Here is a 15,823-nt window from a genome sequence, read left to right as displayed (position 1 = left end):
TGTCTGAGAAGCCCGCTTCAGGGCAGGCGAGTTGGTCGTTCCTGCGCTGGTGGAGGCCGGGATGACCAGCGGACGACTTGCGTATCCGACGGATCTGACCGACGCGGAGTGGGCGGTGCTGGCGCGCGCCACTTGTGCCGCCGCCGAAACCGGGTGGACGGCCACCGAAGCACGAACGCCGGGAGATCATCGACGCCCTCGCGTACTGGGCGCGGGCCGGCTGTGCCTGGAGGCCGCTGCCACACGACTTCCCGCCCTACCAGACCGTCTACCACTACTGGCGGAAGTGGCGTATCGAAGACCGCTGGGAGGGGATCCTCTATGCCCTGCGGGCACGGGAAGGTACTGGCCAGGGACGTGATCCGACGCCAAGTGCCGGTGTGGTGGACAGCCAGAGCGTCAAGGCCACCGGGTGCGGCGGCTGGCACGGTTACGACGGCGGCAAGAAGGTACTGGGCATCAAGCGACACCTCCTGGTCGACACCCTCGGCCTCGTCCTGGCGGTCTGCGTCAGCCCGGCCGACGTCAGCGACCGAGACGGGGCGGCAGTGCTGCCGGCCCGGTGCGCCCACAAGTCCCCATGCCTGCAGCATCTGTGGGCTGACCAGGGCTATCGCGGCCGGGAGTTCCTGGCCTGGGTTCGCGAGGAGACCGGCATCACTGTCCAGGTTGTACAACGCAAGGACGGCTGCTTCCGCGGCACCTGGGCCAAGGCCGACGCCCCGCCACGCGAGGTGCCCATGTCCGCGGTGGTGCCACGGCGCTGGCTGATCGAGCGGAGTTTCGCCTGGCTCGGCCGCTACCGGCGACTCTCGAAGGACTACGAGTACTTGGCCGCGAGCCAGGAGAACGCGATCTACTTCGCCACGATCATGCTCTTCCTGCACCGCTCCGCAAGAACCCTGCCCTGAAGCGGGCTTTTCAGACACCCACTAGTCGCTGTCGGCGACGAGAATCGGGGGCACCGGTAGGAACTGTGTCACCAGCCGCAAGAGAACGGTCAGGGCTTCGTAGCCGCAGCCTCCTCGGCTGGGCACGGCGCGATCTTTGCTTGTCGAAGCGTGAGGAGCCCGTACCGCGCCGGGTAAATCCGTTTGCGTCCCCGGCTGGCTGACCTACTCTGTCGGAGGTCAGGTGCGGCGGGGCCACTGCCGCACCATTCGGCGCGTTCGGCGTCGATGCTTCGCGTGCCCGGCCGGGAGGAGGTGGGAAACATGGACTGGAACTGGACAACGAGTGTTGCGGCCATAGTTGCCCCCGGCCGTGTGCCCCCGTTCGGCGCGCGGTAGGACTCTCCCCCCTTGCGGCACCTCATGGTGGTGTCCGCTGCTCTCGCGATCCCTTGTGTCGCGTCCCGGGGTGTAGGACCGCGCGTCTGCTCCTACACCTCCGACACAGAATGTGATCGCCTTGACCAAGCAGTCCTCCCCCGGGGACACCGTGCCCACGCCGGTCCCCCACACCACCGCGAACGCGGCCGAGTTGCCCGATCCGAAGCGGTGGTGGGCCCTCGCCGTCATCGCAGGCGCCCAGCTCATGGTGATTCTCGACGGCACAATCGTGAACATCGCCCTGCCCTCCGTCCAGAACGGACTGGGCATGTCGGATGCGAACCGGCAGTGGGTGATCACCTCATACTCCCTGGCCTTCGGCGGCCTGCTCCTCCTCGGCGGCCGGATCGCCGACCTGGTCGGCCGCAAACGCACCTTCATGATCGGCCTGGTCGGATTCGCCGCCGCCTCCGCGCTCGGCGGCGCGGCCGACGGCCCCGGGACGCTGTTCGCGGCGCGGGCCCTGCAAGGGGCCTGCGCGGCCGTCCTGGCCCCCTCTGCACTGTCACTGCTGACGACGACGTTCACCGACCCCGCCGAGCGCGGCAGAGCGTTCGGGATCTACGGCGCGCTCGCCGGGGGCGGCAGCGCCATCGGGCTGCTGGTGGGCGGCCTGCTCACCGAGTACGCGACCTGGCGCTGGTGCCTGTACGTCAACGTCCCCATCGCGCTGGCCGCCCTCGGCGGCGCGCTGGCCCTCCTCAAGGACAGCCCCGGCCGGCGCGGGGTGCGCCTCGACGTCCCCGGCGCGCTGCTCGCCTCCGGCGGGCTCGTGGCGATCGTGTACGGCTCCAGCGTCGCCGAATCCGCCGGCTGGGCCGACCCGTTGGTCCTGACCCTGTTCGCGGCCGGTGTGGTCCTGCTCGCCGTCTTCGTGTGGTGGCAGTCCCACGCCAAGCATCCGATGCTGCCGCTGCACATCGTCAGGGACAGAACCCGTGCGGCGGCGCTCGCGACGATGGGCCTGGCCACCGTCGCCATGTTCGGCGCCTTCCTGTTCCTGACCTACTACCTCCAGGCCATCCTCGACTACTCACCCCTACGGACCGGACTGGCGTTCCTGCCGATGTCCGTCACGATCGTCATCGGCGCGACACAGATCGCCGCCCGGCTCCTGCCCCACACCGCCCCCCGCAACCTGATGGCCCCCGGCATGCTCCTCGCGGCCGTCGGCATGCTGCTCCTGACCCGCCTGAGCGTGAACTCCGCCTACGCCACAGGGGTGTTGCCCGCGCTGGTGCTGCTCGGCCTGGGCATGGGACTGACGTTCATGCCGGTCTATGCGACGGCGACCGCCGGGGTCGCCCCGAAGGACGCCGGGGTGACGTCCGCGACCGTCTCCACCTTCCAGCAGATCGGCGGCTCCCTGGGCACCGTCCTGTTGAACACGATCGCGTCGTCCGCCGCCACCCGCTACATCGACGCCCACCCGTCCCGCAGCCGGGGCCTGGGGGAGGCTATGGTGCACGGCTTCACCATCGCGGCCTGGTGGTCGGCGGGCGTCCTGCTCCTTGCAGCGCTGGTCGCGTCCATGGCCAAGACGCCTGAGAAACCCTAACGAAGTGATCTCCGAGGTCGTTGGACCACTCCGGACCGGATGGTATTCCAGTACATCCCGTTCGCCCTCCACACCGGGACCGCCTGGGAGCACCTGCCGCAGGAACTCGGTGTCGGCTCCGGCATGACCTGCTGACGCCGCTTGGCCAAGTGGTCCGAGTGAGCCGCTTGGCCGAGTGGGCCGACACGGGAGTGTTGCCCCGGCTGCACGAGGTCCACCTCGCCGAGATCCCTGCGCGAAGAACGCCGCGCCGAGATACCGGTCGGCCGCGCTCACCGCGGCGGCGAACCGCGCCACGGCGGCCGACGGCCACAGCGCGAACACCTCCTCCACCGCGTCGGCCCCGGACGGGCCGAGCGCGGCGCGCACCCGGTCGAGGAACGCGGGCGCGGTCAGGCAGGAGGGATCGAGCAGCTTCTCTCCCCATACGCCGGGCGGAACGGCCAGCACGGTCAGGTCCTCGCGCCACACGCCGGTGTGAGCCAGGGCATCGTCGGCGAACTCCGCATCCGACTCGCAGCACAGGACGAGAAAGTCGCCGGGGCGGGCGAACCAGAACAGGCGCTGGGTCAAGGCGCGCATGTCGCCGCGCGCCCGTGTAGAGGGGTCGATGTGGTTGCCGATCAGGATGCGCACGGCGGCTTCCAAGAGGTGGGCGTAAGGGTCAACGGCGGAAGGAGGACAGCGGGCAACGAGTCGCAGGCCCCGCCTGGGCGACCGTCGTCCCGATGTAGGAGTGCGGCCCCCACCCGTAGCCGAGGTGACGGTTCGGGGAGCGGTCGAGCACCAGGTCGTCCGGCCACTCGAAGGCGGCCGGGTCGCGGTTGGCCGCCGCGAACAAGGCGACGACCCTCTGCCCCGCCTCGATGTCGATGCCGCCGATCCGGCAGGCCCGCACGGCGATGCGCGTGGTGCCCTGCACAGGCCCGTCGAATTGACGTTCCTACAACACCCTGAAGTCGTATCGGTGGGTGGCCAGCCGGTGGCCTGAGCAGCACCGATGCTCTGGAATGGCGTCCAGCACCCACCAGACCCTGGCTGCGGTCTCTGACGACGAGGAACGCTGGGCGGCGATCAAAAAATCCGAGGGTCTGGCTCGTAAAACCCGGTCCGCAGGCGTCCGAGCGGTGGGCCGGGGTACACGACTGACCGGTCCGCCCATCGGCGCGGCCGAAACCCGGGAGAGGACACGATCAGCGTGAGCGACACCGAGCACCGGAAGCAGACCCCCGACGGAGCGGCCGAACTCCTGGTGCGCTGCCTGGAGAACGAGGGCGTCGAGGTGGTGTTCGGCGTGCCCGGCGAGGAGAACATCCGTTTCACCAACGCCCTCGCCCGCTCGGAGAAGATCCGCTACGTCCTCACCCGGCACGAGCAGGCCGCGTCCTTCATGGCGGAGATGCACGGCCGGCTCACCGGCTCGGCGGGTGTGATGTCCGCGACGCTGGGACCCGGCGCGATCAACCTGATGCTGGGCGTCGCCGACGCCATGACGAACAGCACGCCCGTCGTCGCGATCAGCGCGCAGGTCGGCAAGGAGCGCAACTACAAGGAGTCCCACCAGTTCGTGGACCTGGTGAGCATGTTCGCGCCGGTCACGAAGTGGTCGGCGGACGTCCCGGCCACCCGGGCCATCCCGGAGATGGTGCGGCGCGCGTTCAAGACCGCGGAGTCCGAGCGGCCCGGCGCCGTCTACCTCGCCGTGCCCGAGGATGTCGACGAGGCGACGGACGGCTCGGACCTGCGCCCGCTGCGCAGGAACGTCGTGCAGCCCGAGGCGCCGTCCCCGAATCAGATCAAGCGGGCGGCGAAGCTGCTGCGGGACGCCCGCCGGCCGGTGATCCTCGCCGGACACGGCGCGGCGCGCGGCGGCGCCGAGGAGTCGCTGACGGCGTTCGCCACCGCACTCGACGTGTCGACGGCGACCACCTTCCACGGCAAGGGCGTCCTGCCCGACGACCACCCCTGCGCGACCGGCACGTTCGGCTTCATGCGGCGCGACTACACCAACTTCGGGTTCGAGGAGGCCGACGTCATCATCGCCGTCGGCTACGAGCTGCAGGAGTTCGACCCGTCCCGGATCAACCCGGACGGCGACAAGAAGATTATCCACATCCACCGCTTCCCGGCAGAGGTGGACGACAGCTACTCGGTCGACGTCGGCATCATCGGCGACATCTCCGCCTCCCTCGACGCCCTCGCCACCGAACTCGACGGCCTGCGCTGGACGATCGACGACAAGGACACCACGGCCACCCGCGCGCTGCTGGCCAAGGAACTCGAGCAGGGCGCCGCGGACGAGCGCTACCCGCTCGCCCCGCAGCGCGTCATCGCCGACACCCGCGCCGCGCTCGGTCGCGAGGACATCGTGCTGGTCGACACCGGCGCGCTGAAGATGTGGATGGCCCGGCTCTACCCGACGTACGCGCCGAACACCTGTCTCATCTCCAACGGCTTGTCCACCATGGGCTTCTCGCTGCCCGGCGCGCTCGCGGTCCAGCTCGCCAGGCCGCAGACGAAGGTGCTGGCGGCGGTCGGCGATGGCTCGTTCCTCATGCACTCCCAGGAGATCGAGACGGCGGTCCGCGAGAACATCCCGCTGACCGTGCTGATCTGGGAGGACAACGGCTACGGGCTCATCAAGTGGAAGATGGACCTGGAGGTCGGGGAGAACTCCAACACCGACTTCGGCAACCCGGACATCGTCCAGTACGCCCGCAGCTTCGGCGCGAAGGGCTACCACATCGAGTCCGCCGGGGACTTGCTGCCGACGCTCCGTGAGGCACTGGCGGACCCGGGCGTGTCGATCATCAACTGCCCGGTGGACTACGCCGAGAACATGAACCTCATCGAGCACCTCGGGCACCTCGACTCGGCGCTCTGACCCGCCCGCGCGGCGCGGCCCGACCCCCGTACGGGCCGCGCTGCCCGGGCCGCTGTCACACCTCGCGCGCAGCGTCCCGCCCTGAGGACCGCCTCGGACAGGACTGCGCAAACTCGTCATGTCGCGTGCTGATCAGGCCGCAGTCGTATCTCCGCATCCCCGACGAGGGGGCAAGGACGTGCTCAGGCAGTGAGCAGCTCGGTGATCTCATCGGCGAGCTTGGGGCCGAGCGAGCCCCAGCCGTCCTTGTAGCCGTAGACGGTTGCCAGGGTGCGGGCGTCGTAGTCGCCGTTGAGGATGTCGATGTCGTTGGGGGTGATGAGCGAGGGATGGGCGACGCCGACGGCGCCCGAGACCCTCAGCAACTCCTTGCGCAGGGTGCGCAGGTAGCCCGCGGCCCGGATGGCCTTCGAGGGTGCGTCGATGCCGCGCGTCAGCCACGGGTTCTGGGTGGCGATGCCGGTGGGGCATGCGTCGGTGTGGCACTTCTGCGCCTGGATGCAGCCGATGGACAGCATCGCCTCACGGCCCACGTTGACCATGTCGACGCCGAGGGCGAACGCGACGACGGCGTTCTCGGGCAGGCCGAGCTTGCCGGAGCCGATGAAGGTGATGTCGTCGGTCAGCCCGCGCTCGGCGAACACGCTGTAGACGCGTGAGAAGCCCATGCGGAACGGCAGGGACACCGAGTCGGCGAAGATCAGGGGAGCCGCCCCGGTGCCGCCCTCGCCTCCGTCGACGGTCACGAAGTCGACCCCTCGATCACCTCGCTCCATCAAGGTGGCGAGTTCCTCCCAGAAGCCCATTTCCCCGATGGCGCTCTTGATCCCGACGGGCAATCCGGTCTCCGTGGCGAGCAGTTCCACGAAGTCAAGCATCGAGTCCACGTCGTGGAACGCGGTGTGCCGCGACGGCGACGCGCAGTCCTTGCCCGCGGGGATGTCGCGGATCCCGGCGATCTCGTCGGTCACCTTCGCACCCGGCAGCATGCCGCCGAGCCCCGGCTTCGCACCCTGCGAGAGCTTGATCTCGATCGCCTTCACGGGCCCGCTCGCGACCACGGACTTGAGCTTGTCCAGGTTGAACGTCCCGTCCTCGTTGCGGCAGCCGAAGTACGCCGTACCGATCTGGAGGACGAGTTCCCCACCGTTGAGGTGGTAAGGCGACAGGCCGCCCTCGCCGGTGTTGTGCATCGTCCCGGCCAGCGCCGCGCCCTTGTTGAGTGCCGTGACGGCCGCGCCGGACAGCGAGCCAAAGCTCATCGCCGAGATGTTGACGACACTCGCCGGACGGAACGCCTTCGCGCGGCCTCGTGGTCCGCCGAGCACCTTTGCCGAGGGCAACGGCGCCTGCGGGTCGTGCAGATCGGGCAGCCGACCGGCGAACGTGCGCTGCTTCACGTACGCGTGACCCTGCACGTGCTCGACGTCGTCGTCGGTGCCGAACCCGAAGTAGTTGTTCTCCTCCTTCGCCGACGCGTAGATCCAGCTGCGCTGGTCACGGCTGAAGGGCCGTTCCTCGTCGTTGGACGTCACGACGTACTGCCGCAGCTCGGGGCCGATCTTCTCCAGCAAGTACCTGGCGTGCCCCAGCACGGGGAAGTTCCTCAGCAGTGCGTGCTTCTTCTGCACGAGGTCGCGGGCGGCCACCAGCGCCAACGCCGTGGCGGCTGACGCGCCTATGTTCCGAGCACGCATGAAAGACGTTCCTCTCCTCGACTGGCCGAACCTCACCACGACCGGCTACCCCACGACAGCGAAATGTCACGGACGGCGGCGAAGGCTCTCCTCTTGCGCGCAGTCGGGGAAGCGGGCGCAGGGGCCGAGGCCGAGACCGGAGACCTTCTTGAGGGTGGCGTCCCAGCTGACCGTCAGTTGGTCGTCGTCCAGAACTCTCCAGCCGCGAGCAGATGAGCGCGGAACTCGAGGTCCTCTCCATCGACGTCTCCCAGCACCTGATGGACCACCATCACCGGCTGCTGCGCGAGCCGGCGCCACCGACGCCGTCCACCTCAAGAACCTGCACCGCGGCCAGAAGGTCCTGGTCGCTGGCGTACGCGCCTCAACTCAGACGCCGCCCATCCCCTCCAGCAAGCGGGTCATCTTCGTCACCCTGGAGACGGAGCACGGGCTCGTCGACCTTGCGTTCTTCGAGGACTCCCACGAAGCGTGCGCCCACACCATCTTCCATTCCGGATTGCTGCTGGTGCGCGGCACGGTGGAGGCGCGGGCCGCGCCGCACTGTCGTCGGCGAGATGGTCTGGGACCTGGAAAGCCGTGGCGGCCACTCGCCGTGATCACGGCCCGCAGGCCGCCCTCGACCTGCTCGGCCAGCCCGCCCTCGCCCCCACCCCGGCCCAGCCCTCCGCCCCCGCAGGCGTGGAAGAGCAGAAGCCGGGCCCGCTGGCAGCCGCTCCGCCGACCTGCGCCGCCTGGGCCACCGCTCCCCCGGCTCGGCAGGCTGACCATGAACAGCATCCCGGCTGCGGCAGGACCGCATCCTCAACGAAGCCCAGCAGACAGCTGATCCGGTCCGTCTCATGTGGTTCTTCGGTATCTCCCCAACATCCGCGGTTAAGTACGTCAACACTGCCCACCCCAAGCGGACGGGCTGCACTAGGGATCTGTCGGGGCAACCTCAATAGTCGGCCGATTTCGGTGCGGTGCTCGCCATACCCCCAGGGTGCGGCGCGCGGGCGCCTCGTGCAGGCCGGTGTCAGCCGGAGCCCTTGGGCCAGTACTCGGTGCCGAGGGCTCCGATGCTCACGTTGAGCGGGTAGTCCGGCAGCCAGCCCGCGATATCGCGGTACCCATCGGCACTGGCAGGCCCAACGCCCGAGCCCTTGGGCCAAGGTTCTTCGCCTGCGGGCGCGACGCCACCACCGCGGGGCCAGTACTCGTCGCCGAGGGCGCCCACGGTGCCGGTGAGGGGATAGTCCGGGTCAACGCCGTCAGTGACCGGAGCCACCCCACTGCCCCTGGGCCAGAACTCCTCACTTGCGGTGGCGGTGGTCGCGGTGAGCGCGAGAGCGCCACCAGCAAGAACGGCGACGACTACATACCGGATGGTGCTGCGCATGGCTTCCCCCGTGATGCTCGACGTTGCGTGCACCGCTGGAACATAGGACCGGAGCCGGTCCCTCAGAACCTCTGATGTCCGAGGGCGGCCAGTCAGCGTGCCCGCACGGCCGCCACCGTCACTCGCAGGTCCACCTGAGCTACTCCAGCGCGCCGAGCTCGGTGACAGGCCGGCAGTGCAGGCACGAGGCGGCCTGCTCATACAGCCCGGCGCGCCTGGTACTTGCGTGACGCACCCGCCCGCTCCCCCGCCTTCAAGCACTGGATCGACGAGGACAAGGACAGCGGCCGTCGGGCAAGGAGGCCCGCCGCACCGCCCAGGAACAGGCCGGTGGACGCAGCAGTTGGAACGGCGTGCTGCGGGAACAGACCCTGCTGGTCGAACAACCCGAGGATGCTGCTGAGCCGACCGGCTGAAGGATGAGCAACCTGCCGGTCTCCACCCCCATCCCTGATCTGGTGCGTTGGGCGAAGATGTGCTGGCGGATCGAGCACGATAACCGCGAGCTCAAGCACGGTCTGGGCCTGGACCACTTCGAGGGCCACACCTGACGCGGCTGGCATCACCACGTCACCCTCGTCACCGCCGCCCAAGCCTTCCTCACCCTGGGGCGCTATGGCCCAAAAGCCCCTATGGCGGCCTGAGCCTCTACCCAGTCCTCGACGCCCTCCAGGACCTGCTGCGGTGCTGGGCCGCACCTGCACGCCGCAGCCGAAGGTGCGGCAGGACCTGGACGTCAAACGATTTTGGCGCGCGTCCCTTCCCAGCGTAGAGACAGGCACGTACGGGCCGCAGGAGCCGCTGGCCCGCAACCAGGTCAACCTGAACAAGGTGATCACTCACTGGCCGGACACGCTCCGGTCGCCGGTTCCCTGGTCACCAACCAGGTCCGCGCCTACGACCTGCTGCGGATGTTCGGACGCGAGGGCCACCCGACCCCGCTGGGACAGGCGTTCGCCGAGTACGGTCGGATCGCCAAGACCGAGCACCTGCTCCGCGTCGTCGACCCGGTCGACGACACTACCGCCGCCAGATGAACCGCCAGCTCACCGTGCAGGAGTCCCCCCACAAGCTGGCCCGCGACGTGTGCCACGAGGTCCGGGACGAGGACATCGCCCGACTCTCCTCGCTGAAGCACCGCAACCTCAACGTCTTGGGCCGCTACAGCTTCACCGCCTCCGCCCCGGCAGGCGGGGCCTTGCGGCCGCTGCGCGAGCCGGACGCTGCCGGGCTTGACGATGATGACGACTGTGCAGCGGCGTGAGCGTCCCGGTCAGCTTCCGCAGCCGTAGCCGGTCGCGGACTCTGCTTCGGCGGCTGTCGCCGAAGAGTCGGTGGCCTACTCGTGGTCTGTGCAGAGCTGGGTAGTCAGGGCCACACATGCCCACTCCTCCCAGGCGTCGGGGGACCAGCCCCGGTCGCGGACGAAGATCAGGTATAGCTCCGGACTGAGCAGCCCGTACAGCAGGTCGGCGGCGCGGGCGGTATCGACGTCGGGGCGGGCGTCGGGCTTGGAGGTCAGTGCCTTCGCTGCGGCGTGCTGGACGGTATAGCGCGGGTCGGGGCCGGCGGGCCACTGCGCGGCGATCTCCGGGTCCGTGGCGGCCGCAGCCGCGATCAACGGCATGATCGGGGCGACCCGGCCGAGGATGTCGCGTACACCCCGTACGTGAGCGCGCAGTTGCCCGGCCGCGGTGGGCTCGGCGCACGCGGCGCGGAACCAGTCGCGGTCCATCGTGGCGACCGGTTCGACGTCGCCCGCGATGGACGTGTCGACGACGTCCTTGAACAGCGCGCGCTTGTTTCGGAACACGAAGTACACGGTCTGGACGGCCACACCCGCGCGATCCGCAACCTCCTGAAGGCTTGTCGCACCGTACCCCTGCGCGACGAACAGCTCCCGCGCCGCCGCAACGATCTTCTCGCGGGTACGCCGCGAGCGCTCGGCCCTCTTGTCGGGGCGCTTGATGTTCTGTCCGTCGGATCCCTTGACCGCATCCATGCCGGGAGTCTATCTCTAGAGTCAGTCACTAGAGATGAACTCTAATTTCTTGGAGGGGTAGCGATGAGTGAGACTCGGACGGCTGTTGAGCTCGAGCAAGAGGGTTATGTGCGCCGCGTGTTGGAGGACTTCTACCGGGACGGCAAGCCGCCGTGGGACAGCGGCATCACGCCGCCCGAGCTGGTGGCTCTGACAGAGGGGCCCGGTGCGCTGATGCCGGGCCATGCCCTCGAACTCGGCTGCGGCACCGGGACCAACGCGGTGTACCTGGCCCGGCACGGCTGGCGAGTGGCGGCCGTCGACCTGGTCGACCGCGCGGTACGGCAGGCTCGGGAGAAGGCCGACGCTGCGGGAGAGGACGTCACGGTGCTGTGCGGGGACGCTACCCGTCTCGACGAGGTGGGCGTGCCCGGTCCGTACGACCTGTTCTTCGACCTGAGCTGCTACTGCGGGATTCCACCGCACCGCCGCGACGCCTACGCAGCCGGCCTCACCAAGCGTGCCGCCCCCGGTGCGCGATTGCTGATGTTCGGGTACGGGCCCGGGGCGTTTGACGACTCGTGGTCCGGCGTCACTGCGGACGAACTCAGGGCCAGGTTCGCTGGGTGGCAGCTGGACGACGTGACGCCCGGCACGAACCCGGTCCCGACTTTCTGGTTCACGCTGCGCCGCGGCGCCGACTCTGCATGAGCTCAGTCGCACCGGGCAGCTTCGGGCTGCGGCTGTCGCGCGCGGCCGTTCTCATAAACGAACATCTGTGAGAGTTCTGCAAGAGCGCCGGAAGTGATCACGTTTCCGCAGGTCACCATTCGCAATGTCCTCTCGAAACCCGCGCGTTGTGCGAGGCACTTCTGAGAGACGGCCGCCATGGGGTCTCACGCCCGATCAGGCAGCATTGGCGGTAGAACATCACGAATACCCGAACTGTCTCGCCTTCGGCGCAGATCCAGAACTGCGTGATCCCTACGGGGACAGCCCGCTAGAGGTCGCAACGCAGTACGACCACCAGCCCGCGATCAAGCTGCTTCGAGAGCACATCGAGCGGCGCACCCTCGATAGCAAATGAGGGTGCTGGCGATCCCGGCGAAGGCGAGAAAGTGCTCGGGCTTGCGCTCGTAGCGGCGATGTAGGCGCCTGCATCCGTTCAACCACGACATCGTGCGCTCTACCACCCATCGGTGCCGGCACAGGCGGTTGGAAACTTCGACGCCACGGCGGGCGGTGCGGGGACCGATCTGGCGGCGGCGCAGCCAGTTGCGCAGATGGTCGAAGTCGTAACCCTTGCCTGCGTGCAGTTTGGCCGGGCAGCGACGTCGAGGGCCGTATTGGGAGCGGATCGGAGGGATGCCCTGCATCAACGGCACCAAGGCTTGGCTGTCGTGGAGATTGGCGCCGGAGACACCGACCGAGATCGGCAGCCCGTTGCGGTCACAGATGATGTGAATCTTCGACCCCCTCTTGCCGCGATCGGTCGGATTCGGTCCGGTCAGGAGCCCCCTTTGAGGGCCCCCTTTGACTGCGCGGACGCTCACGGAGTCGATCGCGCATCGCGCCCAGTCCAACTCGCCACGGGAGCCGAGTTCATCGAGCACGACGCGGTGCAGCGTGGCCCACACTCGGGCCCTGGACCAGTCCGTGAAACGTCGATGGACTGTCTACCGGGAAGCCCCGAACACCGGCGGCAACTGCCTCCAGGCACAGCCCGACGTGGCAACGAAGATGATCGCCGCCAGTACCGCACGGTCATCACACCGCCGTCGCCCGCCGCCCTGGACACGTACCGGCGACGCCGGACCTGTGAACCGGCACTCGGTGGACTCGGCGACCAGGATCCACTTTCACGACAAGCCCTAAACCTGATTCTTAACGCTGGTCTGGACCGTCACTCTTTGGGGTGACCGCCGGGCATGGAGACGACCCCCTCGTGATCCTGAACTCTGCTGGGGGCGCGGGGAGTTCACGAGGGGGTCGTGGGATGAGCGTGCTGGGACCGGTCTGCGAGGGGAAGGGATTCGCCGAACTGTTCCGGCTTCCGGACAGCCGTCTGCGGGTGTCCGTCCGCACGGGCGGATGCATTCTTCGAGCTGACCGACGCGCTGTTGTGTGCGGACGGGCCGGTGCGGACACCGGTCGAGCTGTCGCTGACGGCTGAACATCGCCGTGGCTACGGTTCGCTGTACGGCGCGCTCAACCACGGCCGCCTGGATACCGACCAGCTACGGGATCTGCTGGCATCGCTGCCGTTGCCTCGGTTCGACGGGCATCTCGTGCTCACCGTGGACGTCTCCCCTTGGTTGCGCTCGGACGCCGCCTGCGCGTCGGAGCGCCTCTTCCGCCACGTCCACGGCCGCTCGAAGGCAGCCCCACAGATCATCCCGGGCTGGCCGTACTCCTTCGTCGCCGCGTCCGTCACCGCCGACCAGCTCCGGCACATGACCGAAGGTCTCACCCTCTCCCGGCACGGGCCTCGCTTGCTCGCTCGCTCGCTCGCTAGTCAATGCGCTGAGCTGCGCCGCCGCGGAAGCGCTCCTTTCAGCGAGGTTAAAACTCAAGCTCAGTCAGGGGTGGAGGGCGTCGCGCAGGGTGCGTACCTGGTCGGTGAGGTTGTGCTCGCTGATGCGGGCCTGGGGGAAGAGAAGGTCGAAGCCGTGGACAGCACCGGGGACCTGGACGAGTTCGGTGGTGACGCCGGCGGCGGACAGGCGTGCGGCGTAGTCGCGGCCCTCGTCGCGCAGCGGGTCGATCTCGGCTACGGCGATGTAGGTGGGCGGCAGGCCGCTGAGATCGGTGGAGCAGATCGGGAAGGCGTACGGGTCGGCGTGGCCGTCCTTCGTGTAGTACTGCACGGCCAGTTCCAGCGCGCCCCGGTTGAAGACCGGGGTATCGGTGAACTCCCGTGCCGAGGCGCTGGTGAGACTGCCGTCGAGGCTGGGGTAGGTCAGGGACTGGAAGAGCAGGTGCGGGCCCGCCTGGTCGCGGGCGCGGAGCACGGTGGAGGCGGCGATGTTCCCTCCGGCGCTGCCGCCGGCCACCGCGATGCGTGTTGGGTCTCCGCCGAGTTCGGCCGGGTTGTCGGCGATCCAGGTCAGGGCGGCGTAGGCGTCGTCGGCTGCGGCCGGGTAGGGGTGTTCGGGGGCCAGGCGGTAGTCGACGGAGACGACGACGGCGTGGGCGTCGCGGGCGTAGCGCAGGGAGCGTCCCTCTTCGGCCTCGGGGGATCCGTAGGTGAAGGCGCCGCCGTGTATGTAGAGGATGATCGGCAGGTCTTCGGTGGTGTCGGGGCGGTAGACGCGCAGCCGCAGTTGTCCTGCGGGGCCGGGGATGTACAGGTCTCGCACCGTGACCTGGTCGTCGACGGGGGTGTCGGGGTGTGCACGCAGCAGTGCGTAGCGCTGGGGGTCGGCGAGGACGTCGTCCAGGCCATGGACGGGGAAGACGCCGGTGTCGGCGGTGTCGAGCAGGGTCTGGATCTCGGGATCGACAGCGGGGGCAGTCATGGCTGGATGGGCACCTTCCGGGTGTTCGACCGGGTGCTGCCCGGCCTGTTGTGCGGTCTGTTGTTCGGTCTGTTGTGCGGAACTGACATCAGTCTCTGCCGATCACGAGCGGTACAGAAGTGGCCCGAGGGCCACTATGTGCAACTATTGGGCCATGACTGTTGCGGCACCGCATCATGTGGCCGTCCTGGCCCTCGCACCGGTGGTGGCCTTCGACCTGAGCATCCCGGCCCAGATGCTTGCCTCGGTCGAAACCCGCGCGGGTACCGCGGCCTACGAGGTACGCACCCTCACCCCGGACGGGGCCCCGGTACCGACGGTGAACGGCTATGGCGTCACGCCGCAGGGCGACCTGTCCCTGCTGGAGCACGCCGACACGGTGATCGTCGCCGGCACCCGCTGCCCGGAGGTACTGGATGCCGGCGCGGTGGATGTCTCCGTCGCCGAAGCGCTGCGCCGTGCGGCCAGGCGCCGCGCCCGGGTGGTGTCCCTGTGCACCGGCTCGTTCGTGCTCGCGGCCGCCGGCCTGCTGGAAAGCCGCCGGGCCGCGACCCATTGGCGCTACGCACAGCAGTTCAGGCGGCTCTTTCCCGCAGTCGACCTCGACACCGACCCGCTCTACATCGCCGATCGCGGGATCCTGACGTCAGCCGGCGGCGCGGCCGCCATCGACCTGTGCCTGCACCTGGTCCGGGAGGACCACGGCAGTTCCGTGGCGAACCGGGTGGCGCGGTACAACGTCGTCGCGCCCATGAGAGACGGAGGGCAGGCACAGTACATCGAGCACCCGGTCCGGGAGGACGCGGGGACCTCGACGGCCGGGGCGCGGACGCTGATGACGGAACACCTGGATCGGCGGCCATCCCTCAAAGACCTCGCGGCCCACTGCCACATGAGCGTACGGACCTTCACCAGGCGGTTCCGACAGGAGACCGGACTCTCCCCGGCCGAATGGCTCGCCTCCGCCCGCTTGGCACACGTACGCCACCTGCTGGAGTCGACCGAACTGCCTGTTGACGACATCGCCGCCAGGGCTGGCCTGGGCAGCGGCACCAACCTGCGGCAGCACATGCGCACCGCTCTGGACATCACCCCGTCTGCCTACCGGAGGGCATTCCGCTCGGCCACCACTGCCTTCGCACCGCCCCTCTCCGAGGACCAGCGGGTCCCGTCCGCAGGCACGTGACGCCGTTCGGCGCGGGGTACCCCGGGAACACGACCGCTTGCACAGGGAGTCGGCGGCGCCGAGAGGCCGCGGAGCGCGGGCGGTGCGTCGGCGTTCCGGTCAGCGCGCGTGGCGCAGCGACGCGCTCTTGATGGTGAGGTGGGATCAGTCAGTCGTTGGTCAGGCTGCCCGCCAGGAGGCCGCGAACCAGCAGGCTAGACGCCCCTTCGCACATTCGATGGATGGATCAACAAGGTGTGTGACGGGTTCGTTCGCCGCGCCGACGCAGAGTAAGGAAGGGAACGGCG

At 68.9% G+C, this 15,823-nt stretch carries 10 protein-coding genes and 7 pseudogenes; 10 read left to right on the top strand and 7 right to left on the bottom strand.

Annotated features, from left to right (window positions below):
- Positions 1-61: 61 nt before the first annotated feature.
- Positions 62-911, top strand: a pseudogene (locus AC07AG_RS05325) (IS5 family transposase).
- Positions 912-1,410: 499 nt separating this feature from the next.
- Positions 1,411-2,889 carry an MFS transporter gene (locus tag AC07AG_RS05320; RefSeq protein ID WP_478751981.1) on the top strand — a complete coding sequence of 493 codons (1,479 nt, stop codon included), beginning with the start codon at positions 1,411-1,413 and terminating at the stop codon, positions 2,887-2,889.
- A gap of 285 nt (positions 2,890-3,174) precedes the next feature.
- Here the strand turns inward: AC07AG_RS05320 and AC07AG_RS05315 are convergent.
- Both AC07AG_RS05315 and AC07AG_RS05310 read right to left on the bottom strand, forming a co-directional pair.
- A pseudogene (locus tag AC07AG_RS05315) lies at positions 3,175-3,471 on the bottom strand (preATP grasp domain-containing protein); the annotation flags it as partial.
- An 82-nt stretch (positions 3,472-3,553) separates the two neighbouring features.
- Positions 3,554-3,811, bottom strand: coding sequence for a hypothetical protein (locus tag AC07AG_RS05310; protein WP_478751979.1), 258 nt, complete (start codon positions 3,809-3,811; stop codon positions 3,554-3,556).
- An 88-nt stretch (positions 3,812-3,899) separates the two neighbouring features.
- Here AC07AG_RS05310 and AC07AG_RS05305 point away from each other — a divergent pair, with 88 nt between their 5' ends.
- Positions 3,900-4,091 carry a hypothetical protein gene (locus AC07AG_RS05305; protein WP_478751977.1) on the top strand — a complete coding sequence of 64 codons (192 nt, stop codon included), beginning with the start codon at positions 3,900-3,902 and terminating at the stop codon, positions 4,089-4,091.
- Positions 4,088-5,773 (top strand): acetolactate synthase large subunit, encoded by a 1,686-nt coding sequence (locus AC07AG_RS05300; RefSeq protein WP_478751975.1) that lies wholly within the window; start codon positions 4,088-4,090, stop codon positions 5,771-5,773. Before AC07AG_RS05305 ends, AC07AG_RS05300 begins: the two co-directional genes overlap by 4 nt.
- Before the next feature lie 182 nt (positions 5,774-5,955).
- On the opposite strand, the gene AC07AG_RS05295 is transcribed toward AC07AG_RS05300, so the two are convergent.
- The gene (locus AC07AG_RS05295) at positions 5,956-7,470 is read right to left on the bottom strand and encodes an FMN-binding glutamate synthase family protein (protein WP_478751974.1); all 1,515 of its coding nucleotides are present in this window, start codon (positions 7,468-7,470) and stop codon (positions 5,956-5,958) included.
- Positions 7,471-7,658: 188 nt separating this feature from the next.
- Here AC07AG_RS05295 and AC07AG_RS05290 point away from each other — a divergent pair.
- Positions 7,659-8,237 (top strand): annotated as a pseudogene (locus AC07AG_RS05290) (DNA polymerase III subunit alpha); the annotation flags it as partial.
- A gap of 251 nt (positions 8,238-8,488) precedes the next feature.
- Here the strand turns inward: AC07AG_RS05290 and AC07AG_RS05285 are convergent.
- Positions 8,489-8,851, bottom strand: coding sequence for a hypothetical protein (locus AC07AG_RS05285; RefSeq protein ID WP_478751972.1), 363 nt, complete (start codon positions 8,849-8,851; stop codon positions 8,489-8,491).
- 284 nt (positions 8,852-9,135) lie between these two features.
- Here AC07AG_RS05285 and AC07AG_RS05280 point away from each other — a divergent pair.
- Together AC07AG_RS05280 and AC07AG_RS05275 are read left to right on the top strand one after the other, a co-directional pair.
- Positions 9,136-9,495 (top strand): annotated as a pseudogene (locus tag AC07AG_RS05280) (IS701 family transposase); the annotation flags it as partial.
- Between the two features lie 40 nt (positions 9,496-9,535).
- Positions 9,536-10,115, top strand: a pseudogene (locus AC07AG_RS05275) (Tn3 family transposase); the annotation flags it as partial.
- Between the two features lie 75 nt (positions 10,116-10,190).
- On the opposite strand, the gene AC07AG_RS05270 reads toward AC07AG_RS05275, so the two are convergent.
- Positions 10,191-10,853, bottom strand: a complete 663-nt coding sequence (locus AC07AG_RS05270) for a TetR/AcrR family transcriptional regulator (RefSeq protein ID WP_478751970.1) — start codon at positions 10,851-10,853, stop codon at positions 10,191-10,193.
- 63 nt (positions 10,854-10,916) lie between these two features.
- Here AC07AG_RS05270 and AC07AG_RS05265 point away from each other — a divergent pair, with 63 nt between their 5' ends.
- Positions 10,917-11,543, top strand: a complete 627-nt coding sequence (locus tag AC07AG_RS05265; protein WP_478751968.1) for a class I SAM-dependent methyltransferase — start codon at positions 10,917-10,919, stop codon at positions 11,541-11,543.
- Positions 11,544-11,869: 326 nt separating this feature from the next.
- Here AC07AG_RS05265 and AC07AG_RS05260 read toward each other — a convergent pair.
- A pseudogene (locus AC07AG_RS05260) lies at positions 11,870-12,646 on the bottom strand (IS5 family transposase); the annotation flags it as partial.
- 182 nt (positions 12,647-12,828) lie between these two features.
- Between AC07AG_RS05260 and AC07AG_RS05255 the strand changes: the two are divergent.
- Positions 12,829-13,255, top strand: a pseudogene (locus AC07AG_RS05255) (transposase); the annotation flags it as partial.
- A 156-nt stretch (positions 13,256-13,411) separates the two neighbouring features.
- On the opposite strand, the gene AC07AG_RS05250 reads toward AC07AG_RS05255, so the two are convergent.
- Positions 13,412-14,350 (bottom strand): alpha/beta hydrolase, encoded by a 939-nt coding sequence (locus tag AC07AG_RS05250; RefSeq protein ID WP_478751966.1) that lies wholly within the window; start codon positions 14,348-14,350, stop codon positions 13,412-13,414.
- 154 nt (positions 14,351-14,504) lie between these two features.
- Here AC07AG_RS05250 and AC07AG_RS05245 point away from each other — a divergent pair, with 154 nt between their 5' ends.
- Positions 14,505-15,536, top strand: a complete 1,032-nt coding sequence (locus tag AC07AG_RS05245; protein ID WP_478751964.1) for a GlxA family transcriptional regulator — start codon at positions 14,505-14,507, stop codon at positions 15,534-15,536.
- The last annotated feature ends 287 nt before the right edge of the window (positions 15,537-15,823 follow it).

The sequence above is a fragment of the Streptomyces sp. NPDC044044 genome, assembly GCF_056434405.1.
Note: the sequence above shows the minus strand (reverse complement) of the source record. Positions and strands in the feature narration are given on the sequence as shown.

Coding starts and splice junctions, on each gene's coding strand:
- AC07AG_RS05305 (WP_478751977.1), top strand. CDS start 3,900: ATGGCGTCCAGCACCCACCAGACCCTGGCTGCGGTCTCTGACGACGAG.
- AC07AG_RS05295 (WP_478751974.1), bottom strand. CDS start 7,470: ATGCGTGCTCGGAACATAGGCGCGTCAGCCGCCACGGCGTTGGCGCTG.
- AC07AG_RS05285 (WP_478751972.1), bottom strand. CDS start 8,851: ATGCGCAGCACCATCCGGTATGTAGTCGTCGCCGTTCTTGCTGGTGGC.
- AC07AG_RS05270 (WP_478751970.1), bottom strand. CDS start 10,853: ATGGATGCGGTCAAGGGATCCGACGGACAGAACATCAAGCGCCCCGAC.
- AC07AG_RS05265 (WP_478751968.1), top strand. CDS start 10,917: ATGAGTGAGACTCGGACGGCTGTTGAGCTCGAGCAAGAGGGTTATGTG.
- AC07AG_RS05250 (WP_478751966.1), bottom strand. CDS start 14,350: ATGACTGCCCCCGCTGTCGATCCCGAGATCCAGACCCTGCTCGACACC.
- AC07AG_RS05245 (WP_478751964.1), top strand. CDS start 14,505: ATGACTGTTGCGGCACCGCATCATGTGGCCGTCCTGGCCCTCGCACCG.